The organism is Listeria valentina (assembly GCF_011800755.1).
In the GTDB taxonomy this organism is placed as follows: domain Bacteria; phylum Bacillota; class Bacilli; order Lactobacillales; family Listeriaceae; genus Listeria; species Listeria valentina.
Genome location: NZ_JAATJW010000032.1, coordinates 1 through 16,321 on the forward strand (window position 1 = coordinate 1; position 16,321 = coordinate 16,321).

Here is a 16,321-nt window from a genome sequence, read left to right on the forward strand (position 1 = left end):
GTGTCTGCTTATATTTACTCATATAATGTTAATTTAATGAAAAGGAGAATACAGATGTTTGGATTTGGTAACAAAGATATTGGCATTGATCTTGGAACGGCAAATACGCTTGTATATATGAAAGGGAAGAGCATTGTATTGCGTGAACCTTCTGTCGTTGCTATGAAAAAAGATACCCAAGAAATCGTTGCTGTCGGCAGCGAAGCGAAAAACATGATCGGTCGTACACCTGGAAATATCATTGCCATTCGTCCTATGAAAGATGGCGTAATAGCTGATTATGACACAACAGCCGCAATGATGAAATACTACATTCAAAAAGCGAGCAAAGGGCTCGGAGCGAGTAAACCTCGTGTTATGATCTGTGTTCCCTCTGGAATTACGGGAGTAGAAAAGCGCGCTGTAACTGATGCAACTCGCCAGGCAGGAGCAAAGGAAGCATACACGATTGAAGAACCATTTGCAGCAGCAATCGGAGCTGGACTTCCAGTTTGGGATCCAACAGGTAGCATGGTTGTTGATATCGGTGGTGGAACAACAGAAGTGGCTGTTATTTCTCTAGGTGGAATCGTAACAAGTCGTTCTGTTCGTACAGCAGGTGATGATATGGATGATGCTATTATTAATTATATCCGCAAAAAATATAATCTTCTTGTCGGAGATCGTACAGCAGAAATGATTAAAATGGAAATTGGATCAGCCGATCCAGCCAATCTTGATCTTACACCATTTGGTATTCGCGGCCGTGACCTTGTGACTGGCCTACCAAAAACAATTGAAGTAACTCCTCAAGAAGTTAGCCACGCGCTTTCCGATACCATCGCAGCTATTATTGATGCTGTGAAAAGTACATTAGAAAACACTCCGCCAGAATTATCTGCCGATATTATGGATAAAGGAATTGTACTTACCGGGGGCGGTGCACTACTTAGAAATTTAGATTCTGTAATTTCTGAAGAAACAAAGATGCCTGTAATCATTGCTGATGAACCGCTTGACTGTGTGGCAATTGGTACCGGTAAATCGCTTGAAAACATGGATCTTTATAAAAAGAAAAAAATGAACTAAATGGACACTCATTTATTTCAGACGAACTGGAGATCGTTAGCTGTTAATCGAAAAAAAGAGGACGAACGAGATGAGGTGTTCTTATGCCACAGTTTTTCCTGAATAAACGTTTGATTGTCTTGCTCATTTCAATCATTGTTCTTGTTGCACTTGTCGGTTTTTCACTTCGCGACAGAGAAAATGCATCATGGCCAGAACAATTTGTAAAAGATGTTGTAGGGTTTGGTGAAAATATTGTTTCAAAACCGGCAACCTATGTGTCTAATCTGGTAGATGGAGCTAAAGACCTCAAAAATACGTATACGGAAAATGCAAAATTAAAAAAACGCTTAGACGGGGTAGCACAACTTGAAAGTGAAGTAGCTGACCTTAAAAAAGAAAATAAAGATCTGAAAGATTCACTGAATATCAAAGACAGCATTCGTGACTATAACCCGATTAATGCTATGGTTATTTCTAGAAATCCTTCTAATTGGAATGAGCAAGTTGAAATTGATAAAGGATCGCGTGATGGTGTAAAACCTGATATGGCAGTCATTACTGCTGGTGGTCTTATTGGTCGAATCACGAGTACTGGAGCGAAGTCTTCAACGGTCGAACTTTTAACTTCCAATGATACAAGAAACCGGGTTTCTGCTATGGTTCAAGGAAAGAATAATGCATACGGGATTATTAATGGCTATGACAATGACACAGACTTGCTAGAATTAAAACAACTTCCTTATGACATGAAATTTTCAAAAGGACAAAAAATAGTTACTTCTGGTCTGGGTGGGAAATTCCCTGCTGGTATTTTTGTTGGGACTATTGAAAAAGTAGAAACGGACAAAATGGGACTTTCACAAACTGCTTACATTAAAACCGGCGCTGATATGTATGATATGAATCATATTATTATTTTACAACGTACGGCTGAAACTTCATCTACTTCTGATGATACAGGTGAAACGGATACATCCTCTTCGACTGGAGGAAATTAATCATGAATGTAAAGAAAACCATTTGGCTTCCTCTAATCATGATTATAACTTTCATACTAGAGGGTGTTATTAGCCTCGTATTTGCTAAGCCACTTTTTGGTGAGAGCAGAATGTTTGTTCCGCATTTTTTACTGGTTTTACTCATTTTAATGACCGCTTTTTATCGTAGAAATCCAACGCTTGTTTACGCTTTTATCATTGGGCTTACTTTTGATATTTACTATACGGGAATCATGGGGATTTACTTTGCTTTGTTCCCTTGTATTGTCTATATTACGGATAAGCTCCTCAAAGTATTGCAAAATGGCATTGTTTTAGTTGGTTTAATAACGGTATTTAATGTTATTTTGACAGAGTCGCTTGTTTACGCATTTTATTTACTTATTGATTCGACTTCAATGGATATTGCAACTTTTGTTGATAAACGACTTTGGACGACGATTCTTTTGAACTTTGCTTTTTACTTAGTTGTCTTTTTCCCGTTTCGACATTTCCTTGTAAAATTGAAAAAGTCGGAAAATCATTTGTAAAAAACAGCTTGAATCGCTTGGGTTTTAAAGAGCAGCTTACAATTGTTTGCTGTTTAAAGCGATTGGGCTGTTTTTTCTATATAAAGCGATTTTTTTCTGGTATAATAAAAATTGGCGCTAATATATGGAACAATCTACTCTGGGCGCGGTGATGAGGTGAAAACTGGATGAAGAAAAATGTGCAAATTAAAGGAACAAAGAATGGTATTCAAATCGTGCTAAAAGATACAGCAAGCATTGAAGAACTCGAAACCGAACTGATTGCACTTTTGAAAGATCAAAAAGCTGCACCTTATTCAGGCGAAAAACTTCCGGTTCAAGTTCAAATTGGAAACCGGCTATTTTCGGAAGAAGAAGAGAGCAGAATTGAAAAAATTATTAAAGAACAGAGCCAAATGGAGATCAATGCTTTCTATAGTGATGTTATGACTAAAGAAGAAGCCAAAAAATGGAAAGAACAAGACCAAATTTTTTCACTTGCGACGATTGTGCGCTCTGGGCAAGTTATTCAAGTTTCTGGCGATCTGCTTTTAATTGGGGATATCAATCCGGGAGGACAAATCCGCTCAAGTGGGAATATTTTTGTAATAGGTTCAATCAAGGGAATTGTTCATGCCGGTTTTGAGGGTGATGAGAAAGCAGTTGTTGCTGGAAAATTCCTTTATCCGTCGCAAATTCGGATTGCAGATCAATCATTCGGCTTTGATAGTGAAGACTATAAAAACATTGAAGATACTGAGCTGTTTTCTGCTTATATCAATGATGAAAACAAGCTAGTTGTTGACGATGTACATACAATCAGGAAAATCAGACCTGAAATTACAAATTTTGAGGGAGGACGATAAAAGATGGGTGAAGCAATTGTTATCACTTCTGGAAAAGGCGGAGTTGGGAAAACTACTTCGACTGCTAATCTTGGAACTGCGCTTGCGCTTCAAGGCAAAAAAGTTTGCTTAGTAGATATGGATATCGGCCTCCGTAATCTTGATGTTGTTCTTGGACTCGAAAATCGAATCATTTATGATTTAGTAGATGTCGTTGAAGGACGGTGTAAAATTCATCAAGCTTTAATTAAAGATAAACGTTTTGACGATTTATTGTTTTTACTTCCTGCTGCGCAAACTACAGATAAATCTGCTGTTACGGCTGAACAAATGAGAGAATTAATCAGCGAACTGAGACCGGATTATGACTTCATTTTAATTGATTCACCGGCTGGTATTGAAACAGGCTATAAAAATGCCGTTGCTGGTGCGGATCGTGCTATAGTAGTTACCACACCAGAAATCTCAGCTGTTCGGGATGCAGACCGGATTATTGGTCTTTTAGAACAAGAGGAGATTGAACCTCCCAAACTTGTTATTAACCGAATTCGTACACAGATGATGCAAAATGGAGATGTAATGGATATTGATGAAATCACATCCCACTTATCCATTGAACTTCTTGGTATTATTATTGACGATGATGAAGTCATTCGTTCGTCAAATAACGGTAATCCTGTTGTAATGCTTCCAAATAGCCGAGCTTCTCAAGGATATCGAAATATTGCTAGAAGGCTACTTGGTGAGTCTATTCCACTTATGTCAATTGAACAGCCAAGAAAAGGCTTTTTCCAGCGTCTTAAGCAATTATTTAGTAGAAACTAGCAAAAAGCCTTCACTTATCTGTGGAGGCTTTTTTACGAAGGAGATTTGTTAGTTATGCGGCAAATACTGGTCAATACGCAAACAACAGAAAAACGTGTGGCTGTTTTAAATGGGAGAAAGGTAATTGATGCAAGAATTTTCCGACCTATAAAAACAGTACAGCCTGGACAAATTTATTTAGCACAAATTGAAAAAATTGATCGAAAAATTCGGGCTTGCTTTGTCTCGCTTGGAACTGAGAAAGCTTTTCTTCATCTGGATGATATCCCAGAAATGGTAGTGAAGCACCAAGGGGCAAGGCTTTTGGTCGAAGTGACTCGAACCGGAACAAAAACAAAGCTACCACTTGTCACTGGAATGGTCGAAGTTTCTGGTGAAACGCTAGTTTATATTTACGGAAAGTCGTACATTTCTGTTTCTAAACGGATTTCAGATGATCAGAGGCAGAATCTTATAAAGACGATAAAACCTCATTTGGAAAAAGCGGAAGCGGTTATTCTTCGCTCGCGAGCGGAAACAAGTTCGACGGAGTCGATCCTTGCCGAACTAGCGGAGAAGAGGCAATTTCTCGCAGATTTGCGTTTCTTGAGTAATAAAAGAAAAAAACCTGGGCTTTTGGTTGATCAAAGCGATGCATTCCTCCAGCAAGTAAAGCGCTTTAAAGAACACTATGGCATCAGTGAAGTGATTTCAGACGGTGCTTTTGAGCTTGCTACAAGTCGGTCAAATACGCGGACGCTATTTGCTGATTACGGAGTCGAATCTGAGCTTGATAAATGTTTGCAAGAACTGGTGCATGTTGAAAGTGGAGCATCGCTTGTTATTGAAAAAACGGAAGCAATGTGGGTGATCGATGTGAATTCAGGGCACTTTTCGAGCACTTCTGATAAACCGGAGACCATTTTTCGTGTTAATCAGTCGGTTTTACCTGAGATTTTAAGGCAGATGCGTCTTCGTCAAGCAAGTGGATTTATCGTAATCGATTTTATCGGTGGAATGACAGAGACTCAACATTTAATGCTAGAGACAGAAATGGAAAAGCTTGTCCAAGAAGAGCTTATGACGACACAAATTGTAGGGTTTTCAAAATCTGGTTTAATGCAGCTCACCCGCAAGAAAAAAGAGGTCTCCTTTGAGGAACTAGTTACAGAAACTTGCCCTTCTTGTTTTGGAACGGGACATATCAAAACTGCTGTTTCCGTTGCGTATGAATTGGAGCGCGAGTTAAATGCTTTAAATGATGTGGAACAAGCTGTCATTGTCGTAACAGAAGCTGTTTTAGATCAATTTTTAGAACTTGAAACAACTTTTAATTGCCAAATCGACTGGGAAATTGCAGAGGAACCTGTTCCATTTTACCAAATTCGACGTGTTTTTTCTTAAAAGAAGTACGCAGGAGTGATTGACAGTGCGCGGTGCATATGCTATGATTTTAATGTTATGTTTGTAGCGCACCACGCTACAACCGCTCAGATCTGGGTCAAGTGTTCGTTTTTAGAACCCCCTGTGACGGCGAGTCTTAGTATATGAGGAGGTGCAAATATGTACGCAATTATTGAAACAGGTGGGAAACAAATCAAAGTAGAAGCTGGTCAAGAGATCTATGTTGAGAAATTAGCAGGTGAAGTTGGCGATGTGGTTACTTTTGATAAAGTTCTTTTTGTTGGTGGCGATGCTGCAAAAGTTGGAACTCCTTTTGTTGAAGGAGCAACGGTTACAGCAAAAGTTGAAAAACAAGGTCGTGCCAAGAAACTTACGGTTTTCAAATACAAACCGAAAAAGAACTACCACAAAAAACAAGGTCATCGTCAACCTTATACAAAATTAACAGTTGATGCAATCAATGCTTAATTTGAAGGGACGAAAAAATGATTTACGTAAATGTTGATAAAAAAAATGGATTGATTACTTCTTTTACAATGGACGGACATGCTGATTTTGCCGAAAGAGGCAGTGATCTTGTCTGTGCTGGAGCTTCTTCAATTGCTTATGGAATGGTCAATGCGATTTCAGAAGCAGAAGGGTTTGAGCCAGTTGTGGAGGAGGATGAAGGCTATCTTCACTATTCCGTTCCAGCTGAATTCATAAAAAAAGAGACGGTTCAAATTTTATTAACAGGAATGGTGAATCAATTCCGATCACTAGCGTACAGCTATCCTGATCATATTAAAATTAACTCCAAATAGGAGGTGTATGTCATGTTAAAATTTGATATTCAACATTTTGCCCACAAAAAAGGCGGTGGTTCCACTTCCAATGGTCGTGATTCAGAATCAAAACGTCTTGGTGCAAAACGTGCTGACGGTCAGTTCGTAACTGGTGGTTCAATCCTTTATCGTCAACGCGGTACGAAGATTTATCCAGGAACAAACGTTGGACGTGGTGGCGATGATACGCTTTTCGCTAAAATTGACGGCGTTGTGCGTTTTGAACGCATGGGACGCGATAAGAAAAAAGTTAGCGTTTATCCTGAAGCGCAAGAAGCTTAAAGTTAAAGCTGGGACCTTTTGGTCTCAGCTTTTTTTGTGAAAAAAATAACTAGAGATGAATTTATCCTTGAAAAATAATGGGTTTCCTACATTTGGTTTGTGAAAAAATTGCATACTATTTTATTGACAGCGTTTACTTATTATGTTTTAATGAAATCAAGTTAATGAATTTGTCAGGAGAAGAGATGACGACCAAAACGGCAGCATAAGTTTATGCGCCTTTGTTTTGTTCGTCATTCTTTTTTTGAATAAAAAAGTTTGACGTCTCCCAAATTGAGGAATAATGAAGGGAACGTTCTTACAAAAATCAAAAGGAGTTGTTGGTCCATGATTGATACAAGTTTGGGGATTCAATTTTTGGGTGAATTAATTGGCACAGCCGTTCTTGTTCTTTTGGGTGGCGGCGTTGTGGCCGGAGTTTCTTTAAAATTTTCAAAAGCAGAAAATGCCGGTTGGGTTTTAGTGGCCTTTGCTTGGGGATTTGCTGTTACGATGGGAATTTATGTTTCCGGTTTCATGAGTATGGCTCATCTTAATCCAGCAGTTACACTCGGGATGGCACTAGCAGAAACATTTCCATGGAATTATGTATTGCCTTATATTATTGCTCAGTTTATTGGTGCATTTATCGGGGCAACGCTTGTGTGGCTTCATTATTATCCACACTGGAAAGCAACAGAAGACAAGGCTGCAAAACTTGGTGTTTTCTCTACAGCACCCGCTATTCGTCACTATACATCAAACGTGTTCGGAGAAGCGCTTGGAACTTTTATTTTAGTATTTGGTCTTATGGCATTTGGTGCTAATAAATTCTCGGATGGCTTGAATCCAATTGCAGTAGGGATACTAATTATTGTTATCGGGATGAGTCTTGGGGGAACAACAGGTTATGCAATTAACCCTGCACGGGACCTTGGCCCTCGGATTGCTCACTTTATTTGGCCAATCGCAGGAAAAGGTGGATCAGACTGGAGCTATTCATGGGTACCAGTAATTGGACCTTTTGCAGGCGGTGCACTTGGTGCGTTATCTTATAACGCAATTGTTAACAAAGATATCGGGATGTGGTTCTGGCTTGTACTCGTATTCTTCATTCTCGTTTTAATTTTATCGACGATGCTCGATAAGAAAAAACAACTTGTTTAGCATGAGTGATATAAAAAGGAATTTGTTTAAGGAGGAAATGTGATTATGGATAAAAAATATATCTTAGCGTTAGACCAAGGAACAACAAGTTCGCGTGCAATGATTATTGATGGTGACGGAGATGTAATTGGCGTTGAACAACAAGAATTTGAACAAATTTTTCCGCATCCTGGTTGGGTTGAGCACAATGCGAATGACATTTGGGCATCTATTCTAGCTGTTATTTCCGGTGTACTTATTAAAACGAATATTGAAACGAACCAAATTGCTGGGATTGGTATCACGAACCAACGTGAAACGACAGTTGTTTGGGATAAAGAAACAGGGAAACCCATTTATAATGCGATCGTTTGGCAATCACGTCAAACTGATGAAATTTGTCGTAAGCTTCGTGAAGCAGGTAAGGAAGACATGATTCGTGAAAAAACAGGACTATTAATTGATCCTTATTTTGCTGGAACAAAAATTCGTTGGATTTTGGATCATGTTGATGGAGCTCAAAAACGTGCTGAAAATGGCGAGTTGCTATTTGGGACGATTGATAGCTGGCTCGTTTGGAAATTAACGGGTGGGAAAGCACATATTACTGATTATTCTAATGCTTCTCGTACTTTACTTTATAATATTTATGATTTAAAGTGGGATGATGATTTGCTTGAAATGCTAAATGTTCCAAAAGCTATGCTTCCTGATGTAAGACCTTCTTCGGAAGTTTATGAAACAACGGCACCTTACCATTTCTTCGGGGAAGAAGTTCCTGTTGCGGGGATCGCCGGGGACCAACAAGCAGCTTTATTTGGTCAAGGCTGTTTCGAAAGTGGAATGGCAAAAAATACCTATGGCACTGGCTGTTTCTTGCTTATGAATACAGGTGAAAAAGCTGTTCGTTCTGAAAATGGGCTATTGACGACTCTTGCTTGGGGACTTGACGGAAAAGTGAACTATGCGCTTGAAGGAAGTATCTTCGTTGCTGGATCAGCTATTCAGTGGTTACGTGACGGTCTCCGGATGGTTCGTAAATCAAGCGATTCTGAGGGATATGCTGAAAAAATCGAGTCAACTGATGGCGTTTACGTCGTTCCTGCATTTGTTGGTCTTGGCGCTCCTTACTGGGATTCTGATGTAAGGGGAGCTGTTTTTGGGATCACTCGCGGAACTGAAAAAGAACATTTCATTCGAGCTACACTTGAGTCTCTAGCTTATCAAACTCGTGATGTGCTTCATGCGATGGAGCAAGATTCCAAAATAGAATTGAAAGCACTTCGTGTAGATGGTGGGGCTTCTGCAAATGATTTTCTAATGCAATTCCAAGCAGATATTTTAGATGTTCCTGTTGAACGTCCAGAAAACTTAGAAACAACAGTTCTTGGTGCAGCTTACTTGGCTGGTCTTGCTGTCGGGGTTTGGGAAGATAAAAATGAAATTGTTAAAAACTGGAAGTTAAATAAACAATTTGATGTTCAAATGGATGATGATACGCGTGAAACTCTTTATAAAGGTTGGCATAAAGCGGTTAAAGCGGCTCAAGCATTTGAATAAATGCCAAAAACTACAAAAAAGTGTTTTAGACGATAAAAAAGTCTAAAACACTTTTTTTATTTGTTTTGAAGTAATTTTCAGAATGAAAAGGGCAGCAAATTGTGAAAAGAAGATTCAAAATGTGCCAAACAGACTTAAAATTTCTTGAGAAAATCGCTTGCGGAATCAGGGTTTATTGTTATAATGAAAGATAAGACTTTGATAGAACGGAGATTGAACATGTTTGTAGATCGAGTGAAAATAGATGTAAAAGCCGGTAATGGTGGCGATGGAATGGTGGCTTTTCGTCGTGAAAAGTTTGTTCCAAATGGTGGCCCAGCCGGTGGAGATGGCGGAAAAGGAGCGGATGTCGTTTTTCAAGTTGACGAAGGTTTGCGCACACTCATTGATTTTCGTTATAAGCGAAAATTTAAAGCTCCGCACGGTGAAAATGGTATGAGCAAAAGCATGCACGGACGAGGTGCGAATGATTTAGTCGTAATGGTTCCACCTGGTACAGTTGTTAAAGACTTAGAAACAGGGGAAATCCTTGCTGATCTTGTCGCAGACGGACAGCGTGCTATAATCGCAAAAGGCGGTCGTGGGGGTCGAGGTAACAAACGATTTGCAACGCCTGCTAATCCTGCTCCTGAGCTTTCTGAAAACGGGGAGCCAGGTGTTGAGCGCAAGGTTCAACTGGAATTAAAAGTATTGGCCGATGTCGGCCTTGTTGGTTTCCCAAGCGTTGGTAAATCCACACTGTTGTCGATCGTTTCTGCTGCTCGTCCTAAAATTGCTGCTTATCACTTTACAACGCTTGTTCCAAACCTAGGTATGGTGGATGTTGGAGATGGCCGTAGTTTCGTGATGGCGGATTTACCGGGACTTATTGAAGGGGCAAGCCAAGGTGTTGGACTCGGACACCAATTTTTACGTCATATTGAACGGACACGCGTGATTGTTCATGTGATTGATATGTCAGGCTCTGAAGGAAGAGATCCTTACGAAGATTATTTAACTATTAATAAAGAGCTTGAGGCTTATAATCTGCGTTTGATGGAACGCCCACAAATCATCGTAGCAAATAAAATGGATATGCCAGAAGCCGATGAAGCACTTCAAGCTTTTTCGGAAAAAGTCGGCGCAGAAGTACCGATTTATCCGATTTCTGCTTTAACACAAAGTGGTCTCAAACCGCTGCTAATCAAAATTGCCGATGAACTGGAAGAGACTCCTGAATTCCCACTTGAAGAAGTACTGGAACAAGAAGAACAAAATACAGTTCTTTATAAATTCCATGCTGAGGAACCTGAATTTGAAATCACACGTGATTCGGATGGTGCCTTTGTGCTTAGTGGAGAAAAAATTGAGCGTTTATTTGCAATGACGAATTTTGAACGCGATGCTTCGATCAATCGTTTTGCTCGTCAATTGCGGGCAATGGGTGTAGATGAAGCACTTAGAAAACGTGGAGCCGAAGACGGTGACACTGTTCGATTATTAGATTTTGAATTTGAATTTCAAGAATAAGAGGAGGGAGGACTGGAAATTTTTTCAAGTGTTTTGGAGAAGTTTCTTGACCTCTTTTTCATTTTAAAGGAGCTTGTTGTAAAAATGAATATTGCTTACTTGGGGCCAGTGGCTTCTTTTACTCATAGTGCAGCTCAATATGCCTTCCCAGATGAAAACCTTGTGCCTCTTGGTGCCATTCCAGACGCCATTATGGCAATTCAAAAAGGAGAAGTAGATGCAGCTGTTGTTCCCATTGAAAACACAATTGAAGGCGGTGTCAATATCACGCTTGACTACTTATTTCACTTTGCAGATGTCCCTATTCAAGCGGAGATCGTTCTTCCGATCGCCCAACATGTAATGGTTCATCCTAAAAACAAACCGGTATGGAAATCCGCTCAAAAAGTGCTTAGTCACCCGCAAGGGCTTGCCCAGTGTGCGAAGTTTTTGCAAGATCACTTGTATGGGGTGGAACAAATTGCAACGCCTTCCACAGCTTATGCGGCAAAATGGATTAAAGAGCATCCAGATGAGCTTGCTGCAGCGATTGCGCCTGAAATGGCTGCTACTGAATATGGTCTTCATGTTGTACAAAATAACGCACAAGATATTGAGCTCAATCAAACGAGGTTTGCGGTATTGAGTCGGAAGGAGCTAAAACTCTCGCTTCCTGCTGAAGAAGAAAAAACGTCAATCAGTGTGATCTTACCCAACAACCTTCCAGGTGCTTTACATAAGGTTCTTTCAGCTTTTGCTTGGCGAGATATCGATTTGAGCAAAATTGAATCTCGTCCGCTAAAAACATCTCTTGGCGAATATTTCTTTTTAATTGATCTTTATTCTTCTAAAAAAACAGAACTTGTGCAAAATGCACTTTCGGAAATCGCTTTACTAGGTGGAGAGACAAAAGTTCTCGGCACTTATCATGTTTTTCGAATTTTAACGAGCAGCGGAGAGGAATGAGGCTTTATGAAAATAGAAAAGATTACACTTGGTAAAATAAAGAAAGAAAATTATGATCAAGTTCGAAAAATCTATCAACAAGGAATCGATACAGGAAATGCTAGTTTTCAAAAAGTAGCACTGGATTTTAAAAATTTTGATACGAAATATTTAGCGACTTGTAGGTTAGCGGCTCTTGAGGAAGATACGGATAAAGTACTTGGATGGGCCGCGCTTTTGCCAGTTTCCACAATGGATAGCTATCGCGGGGTGGCAGAGTTAAGTCTTTATGTGGCTGAAGAAGCACGCGGGCGCGGTGTTGGAAAATTTTTAATGGAACAGTTGATTGAAGCAAGTGAAAAAGCTGGCTTTTGGACGTTACAATCCCTTATTTTCCCAGAGAATGAAGGTAGTCTTGCTTTGCATCATGCTTTTGGGTTTAAAACACTTTGTATTCATGAATTGCTTGGTGAAATGGACGGAGTTTTTCGGGATGTGGCACGTCTTGAACGTCGCAGTTCTAAATTTTGATGCGGAATCTAAATTTGTTATAGAATGGAGTAAGGAAAAGAATGAAAATTTTATTTATTGGGGATGTTGTCGGTTCTCCTGGAAGAGACATGGTAACAGAATATCTCCCTAAGTTAAAACAAAAATATAAACCTACAATGACCATTATTAATGGGGAAAATTCTGCAGCTGGCCGAGGGATTACGGAAAAGATTTATAAAGGTTTTTTAGAACTCGGTGCAAATGCGGTAACCCTTGGAAACCACGGTTTTGATAATCGAGATATTTTTGAATTTATTGAGGATGCCAAATATTTAGCACGTCCAGCAAATTTTCCTGAAGGAACGCCAGGACAAGGTCTAGTTTATGTGAAGTCCAATCAATATTTGCTTGCTGTGATTAATTTGCAAGGACGGACGTTTATGGGGCAAGACTTGCGTGATCCTTTTGAAACTGTAGATGAACTTGTGGATCAAGCTCGTGAAAAAACGCCGCTTATTTTCGTTGATTTTCATGCGGAAACGACTAGCGAAAAGCAAGCGATGGGGTGGCACTTGGATGGTCGTGTGACGGGAGTTGTTGGGACGCATACGCATGTGCAAACGGCGGACAATCGGATTTTGCCTGAAGGAACGGCTTATTTGACGGATGCCGGGATGACGGGACCTTATGATGCGATTCTTGGGATGGAACGTGAAGCAGTTTTAAGGCGTTTTAAAACGCAATTGCCTACTCGGTTTGAGGTGCCTAAATCTGGTCGGACGGTGCTTTCTGGATGTCTGATTACGTTGAACGAGGATACGGGGAAAGCTACGCAGATTGACCGGATTTTAATTAATGACGATCATCCGTTTTATGAATGAAGGGGGACGAATTTTTGATGACGAGCCGGGAAGAAATTATGCGAAAAGCAGCGGAACTTCGGGATGCGCTTCAGGAAACGGAAGAAATTGCCTTTTATAAAAGGGCGGAAGAAACGATTGATGCCAATTCCAAAGTGCAAGAAAAAATAGCGGAAATCAAGCTGCTTCAAAAGCAGTCTGTGAATTTAGAGCACTATGGGAAATTTGAAGCAATGAAAGAGACGGAAGCGGAAATTGAGCGTTTGAAGCAAGAAATTGATGATTTACCGGTTGTGCGCGACTTTAGGCGCGCGCAAGTGGATGCGAATGATCTTTTGCAGTCCATTACGCGTGAAATTGATCAAAATGTTACGCGGAAATTGGAGATGGAAGAGTAAATCAGGCTGTTTTTTTCACAGGAAAGCTGTTTTTAGGTATGTTATAATGTATGGAAGAGTTAAATTGCTGGAAATAGGGGATGAGTGGACAAAATGGTTGAATACACACCAATGATGAAACAATATTTGGCGATTAAAGAAAATTACCAAGATGCTTTTTTATTCTTTCGTCTAGGCGATTTTTATGAGATGTTTTTTGACGATGCGTTAAAGGCGTCGCAAATCCTTGAAATTACGCTCACTGGTAGAGAAGGAGGCGGAACTGAACGCATTCCTATGTGCGGTGTTCCTTATCACTCTGCTAGCGGCTATATTGATACATTGATCGAAAAAGGTTATAAAGTAGCGATTTGCGAACAAGTCGAAGATCCTAAAACTACTAAAGGGATGGTCAAGCGCGAAGTCGTGCAATTGATTTCTCCTGGAACTGTAATGGACGAGAAGGGGCTAAAAGAAAAAGAAAATAATTATATTGCCGCTTTTTATGTCTATGAAGACAAAGAGTTTGGTTTTGCCTATTCGGATTTATCGACTGGGGAACTTAAATCAACGGTGCTCGAGCTTCAAGATGACCGGCTTATAAACGAACTATCGACTCTTGCCGCAAAGGAAGTAGTGACGCGTTCTAATGATGCTAGTTTTATTTCGGATGCGGTTCGTGAACAGCTCGGACTTGTTGTTTCTCTCCATGATGAAATTGAAGCAACTGCTGAAAGCGAAAAATTACTTGATCGTAGTATTGCTCTTTCTGAGCGAAAAGCGGTCACACTTTTGCTCCATTATTTGACTGAAACGCAAAAACGTGATTTAGGTCATTTACAAAAAGCAATTCACTATGAAACAAGTCAATATATGAAAATGGATTATTATTCGAAGCGTAACCTCGAACTTTCTGAGTCAATTCGGGGGAAAGGGCGATCTGGTACTTTGCTATGGTTATTAGATCAAACCAAAACAGCGATGGGCGGTCGCCTCTTAAAGCAATGGATCGACCGTCCGCTGATTGATCGTGAAATGATCGAAACTCGTCAAGCAGACGTGGAGGAGCTAATGAAGCATTTCTTTGAGCGCGTGGAATTAGCTGAAAATCTAAAAAATGTGTATGATTTAGAACGTTTATCTGGTCGGGTAGCTTATGGGAATGTAAATGCAAGGGATCTTGTCCAGTTGCGCAATTCATTATTCCAAATTCCGAAAATCAAAGCAAATCTTGGTTCACTTTCAGGTGCTGATAATTTGAATCAACTTGGCGAAAAACTAGATCCTTGCGAAGAACTGGCCGATTTATTGGAACAAGCTATTATTGATTCTCCGCCACTTTCTATTCGAGAAGGCGGGATTATTAAAGATGGCTATAACGGGCAACTTGATGAATACCGTGATGCGAGCCGGAATGGGAAAACTTGGATTGCGGAATTAGAGCAAAAAGAACGCGAAATTACCGGGATTAAATCACTTAAAGTTGGATTTAATCGTGTATTTGGATATTACATTGAAGTGACCCGTGCGAATACGCATTTGCTTGAAGATGGTCGGTATGAACGAAAACAAACTTTAACGAATGCTGAGCGTTTCATCACACCGGAGTTAAAGGAAAAAGAGCGCTTGATTCTAGATGCGGAAGAAAAATCTGTGGAGCTTGAATACCAATTGTTTACAGAAGTTCGTGAACAAGTAAAAGCTTACATTGATCGCTTGCAAAAGCTAGCCAAGGCCATTAGCGAAATTGATTGTCTACAAAGTTTTGCCGAAGTGAGTGAACGGAATCATTTTGTAAAGCCTACGCTAAGTGAAGATGGGACGCTCGCGATTACGGAAGGACGCCACCCGGTTGTTGAACGTGTCATGGGGTCGCAAAGTTATGTCGCGAATGATTGTAATATGTCGGAAGACCGCGAAATTCTTTTAATCACTGGGCCAAACATGTCGGGTAAAAGCACATATATGAGGCAAGTAGCTTTAACGGCGATTTGTGCGCAAGTCGGGTGTTTTGTTCCTGCAAAAGAAGCGATTTTACCTGTTTTTGACCGTGTGTTTACGCGTATTGGGGCTGCAGATGACTTGATCGCGGGGCAAAGTACCTTTATGGTGGAAATGCTTGAGGCAAGGAATGCGATTGTTCACGCAACGAAAAACAGCTTGATTTTGTTTGATGAAATTGGTCGTGGAACGGCTACGTACGACGGGATGGCGCTTGCACAGGCGATCATCGAATATATTCATGAAAATGTACAAGCAAAAACGCTATTTTCTACGCATTATCACGAACTAACAGTGCTTGACAGGGAGCTTCCACATTTAGAAAATGTTCATGTAAGTGCGATTGAGGAAAATGGCAAAGTTGTTTTCCTTCACAAAATTAAAGATGGTCCAGCTGATAAGAGCTACGGAATTCATGTGGCTGAACTTGCTCGGTTACCGAAAGCTTTAATCAAACGTGCGGGTGAAATTTTAAAAACTCTTGAAACAGGAGAGAAAAAATTACCTGTCTCAACTCCTGTAGCACTTGAGCAAGAGGAAGAAAGCGTTATTGTGCGAGAAACAGCACAAGAGCTCGAATCGGATGACATGCAATTACCTCTTTTTGAGATTGAAGAAAAACCTAAACAAGCAGTAGCAAGAAGAAGTGACGTGGAACAAGAAATCAAGAAACTAAATTTGATGCAAATGACGCCACTTGATGCGATGAACAAATTATTTGAATTGCAAAGCAAACTGCATTAAAGGATGTGATAAG

General features: G+C 40.1%; 17 protein-coding genes and 1 other annotated feature. All 17 genes read left to right on the forward strand.

The features are described from left to right. Positions 1 to 54: 54 nt before the first annotated feature. Positions 55 to 1,068: a rod shape-determining protein gene (locus HCK02_RS08530; protein WP_167629702.1), complete on the forward strand. Its 1,014-nt coding sequence runs from the start codon at positions 55 to 57 to the stop codon at positions 1,066 to 1,068. A gap of 83 nt (positions 1,069 to 1,151) precedes the next feature. Next, the gene (gene mreC / locus HCK02_RS08535) at positions 1,152 to 2,048 is read left to right on the forward strand and encodes a rod shape-determining protein MreC (protein ID WP_167629703.1); all 897 of its coding nucleotides are present in this window, start codon (positions 1,152 to 1,154) and stop codon (positions 2,046 to 2,048) included. Between the two features lie 2 nt (positions 2,049 to 2,050). Next, the gene (gene mreD / locus HCK02_RS08540) at positions 2,051 to 2,578 is read left to right on the forward strand and encodes a rod shape-determining protein MreD (RefSeq protein ID WP_167629704.1); all 528 of its coding nucleotides are present in this window, start codon (positions 2,051 to 2,053) and stop codon (positions 2,576 to 2,578) included. A gap of 167 nt (positions 2,579 to 2,745) precedes the next feature. Beyond that, on the forward strand, positions 2,746 to 3,423 hold the full coding sequence (gene minC, locus HCK02_RS08545; RefSeq protein WP_167629705.1) for a septum site-determining protein MinC: 678 nt from the start codon (positions 2,746 to 2,748) through the stop codon (positions 3,421 to 3,423). A gap of 3 nt (positions 3,424 to 3,426) precedes the next feature. Beyond that, complete coding sequence (gene minD, locus HCK02_RS08550) at positions 3,427 to 4,227, forward strand: septum site-determining protein MinD (RefSeq protein WP_167629706.1); 801 nt, start codon at positions 3,427 to 3,429, stop codon at positions 4,225 to 4,227. A 54-nt stretch (positions 4,228 to 4,281) separates the two neighbouring features. Then, on the forward strand, positions 4,282 to 5,610 hold the full coding sequence (locus tag HCK02_RS08555) for a ribonuclease E/G (protein WP_167629707.1): 1,329 nt from the start codon (positions 4,282 to 4,284) through the stop codon (positions 5,608 to 5,610). Positions 5,611 to 5,680: 70 nt separating this feature from the next. Then, positions 5,681 to 5,757 (forward strand) — a sequence feature (ribosomal protein L21 leader region). Positions 5,758 to 5,769: 12 nt separating this feature from the next. Next, positions 5,770 to 6,078, forward strand: a complete 309-nt coding sequence (gene rplU / locus HCK02_RS08560) for a 50S ribosomal protein L21 (protein ID WP_036073597.1) — start codon at positions 5,770 to 5,772, stop codon at positions 6,076 to 6,078. Between the two features lie 17 nt (positions 6,079 to 6,095). After that, complete coding sequence (locus HCK02_RS08565; protein ID WP_167629708.1) at positions 6,096 to 6,413, forward strand: ribosomal-processing cysteine protease Prp; 318 nt, start codon at positions 6,096 to 6,098, stop codon at positions 6,411 to 6,413. A gap of 12 nt (positions 6,414 to 6,425) precedes the next feature. Next, entirely contained in the window at positions 6,426 to 6,716 is a 291-nt protein-coding gene (rpmA, locus tag HCK02_RS08570) for a 50S ribosomal protein L27 (RefSeq protein WP_167629709.1), read from the forward strand. 327 nt (positions 6,717 to 7,043) lie between these two features. Beyond that, positions 7,044 to 7,862, forward strand: a complete 819-nt coding sequence (locus HCK02_RS08575; protein WP_167629710.1) for an MIP/aquaporin family protein — start codon at positions 7,044 to 7,046, stop codon at positions 7,860 to 7,862. 45 nt (positions 7,863 to 7,907) lie between these two features. Continuing rightward, on the forward strand, positions 7,908 to 9,401 hold the full coding sequence (glpK, locus tag HCK02_RS08580; protein ID WP_167629711.1) for a glycerol kinase GlpK: 1,494 nt from the start codon (positions 7,908 to 7,910) through the stop codon (positions 9,399 to 9,401). Positions 9,402 to 9,620: 219 nt separating this feature from the next. After that, a complete protein-coding gene (obgE, locus tag HCK02_RS08585; RefSeq protein WP_167629712.1) occupies positions 9,621 to 10,910 on the forward strand; it encodes a GTPase ObgE in 1,290 nt (429 codons plus the stop codon). 84 nt (positions 10,911 to 10,994) lie between these two features. Next, entirely contained in the window at positions 10,995 to 11,855 is an 861-nt protein-coding gene (pheA, locus tag HCK02_RS08590; protein ID WP_167629713.1) for a prephenate dehydratase, read from the forward strand. A gap of 6 nt (positions 11,856 to 11,861) precedes the next feature. Continuing rightward, entirely contained in the window at positions 11,862 to 12,365 is a 504-nt protein-coding gene (locus HCK02_RS08595; protein ID WP_167629714.1) for a GNAT family N-acetyltransferase, read from the forward strand. 41 nt (positions 12,366 to 12,406) lie between these two features. Further along, complete coding sequence (locus tag HCK02_RS08600) at positions 12,407 to 13,207, forward strand: TIGR00282 family metallophosphoesterase (RefSeq protein WP_167629715.1); 801 nt, start codon at positions 12,407 to 12,409, stop codon at positions 13,205 to 13,207. Between the two features lie 17 nt (positions 13,208 to 13,224). Then, positions 13,225 to 13,584: a YlbF/YmcA family competence regulator gene (locus HCK02_RS08605; RefSeq protein ID WP_425482874.1), complete on the forward strand. Its 360-nt coding sequence runs from the start codon at positions 13,225 to 13,227 to the stop codon at positions 13,582 to 13,584. 93 nt (positions 13,585 to 13,677) lie between these two features. After that, the gene (gene mutS, locus HCK02_RS08610; RefSeq protein ID WP_167629717.1) at positions 13,678 to 16,308 is read left to right on the forward strand and encodes a DNA mismatch repair protein MutS; all 2,631 of its coding nucleotides are present in this window, start codon (positions 13,678 to 13,680) and stop codon (positions 16,306 to 16,308) included. Positions 16,309 to 16,321: the final 13 nt, after the last annotated feature.

Excerpts from the sequence above, each read along its gene's own strand:
- HCK02_RS08530 (WP_167629702.1), top strand. The coding sequence starts at position 55 with ATGTTTGGATTTGGTAACAAAGATATTGGCATTGATCTTGGAACGGCA.
- mreC (WP_167629703.1), top strand. The coding sequence starts at position 1,152 with ATGCCACAGTTTTTCCTGAATAAACGTTTGATTGTCTTGCTCATTTCA.
- mreD (WP_167629704.1), top strand. The coding sequence starts at position 2,051 with ATGAATGTAAAGAAAACCATTTGGCTTCCTCTAATCATGATTATAACT.
- minC (WP_167629705.1), top strand. The coding sequence starts at position 2,746 with ATGAAGAAAAATGTGCAAATTAAAGGAACAAAGAATGGTATTCAAATC.
- minD (WP_167629706.1), top strand. The coding sequence starts at position 3,427 with ATGGGTGAAGCAATTGTTATCACTTCTGGAAAAGGCGGAGTTGGGAAA.
- HCK02_RS08555 (WP_167629707.1), top strand. The coding sequence starts at position 4,282 with ATGCGGCAAATACTGGTCAATACGCAAACAACAGAAAAACGTGTGGCT.
- rplU (WP_036073597.1), top strand. The coding sequence starts at position 5,770 with ATGTACGCAATTATTGAAACAGGTGGGAAACAAATCAAAGTAGAAGCT.
- HCK02_RS08565 (WP_167629708.1), top strand. The coding sequence starts at position 6,096 with ATGATTTACGTAAATGTTGATAAAAAAAATGGATTGATTACTTCTTTT.
- rpmA (WP_167629709.1), top strand. The coding sequence starts at position 6,426 with ATGTTAAAATTTGATATTCAACATTTTGCCCACAAAAAAGGCGGTGGT.
- HCK02_RS08575 (WP_167629710.1), top strand. The coding sequence starts at position 7,044 with ATGATTGATACAAGTTTGGGGATTCAATTTTTGGGTGAATTAATTGGC.
- glpK (WP_167629711.1), top strand. The coding sequence starts at position 7,908 with ATGGATAAAAAATATATCTTAGCGTTAGACCAAGGAACAACAAGTTCG.
- obgE (WP_167629712.1), top strand. The coding sequence starts at position 9,621 with ATGTTTGTAGATCGAGTGAAAATAGATGTAAAAGCCGGTAATGGTGGC.
- pheA (WP_167629713.1), top strand. The coding sequence starts at position 10,995 with ATGAATATTGCTTACTTGGGGCCAGTGGCTTCTTTTACTCATAGTGCA.
- HCK02_RS08595 (WP_167629714.1), top strand. The coding sequence starts at position 11,862 with ATGAAAATAGAAAAGATTACACTTGGTAAAATAAAGAAAGAAAATTAT.
- HCK02_RS08600 (WP_167629715.1), top strand. The coding sequence starts at position 12,407 with ATGAAAATTTTATTTATTGGGGATGTTGTCGGTTCTCCTGGAAGAGAC.
- HCK02_RS08605 (WP_425482874.1), top strand. The coding sequence starts at position 13,225 with ATGACGAGCCGGGAAGAAATTATGCGAAAAGCAGCGGAACTTCGGGAT.
- mutS (WP_167629717.1), top strand. The coding sequence starts at position 13,678 with ATGGTTGAATACACACCAATGATGAAACAATATTTGGCGATTAAAGAA.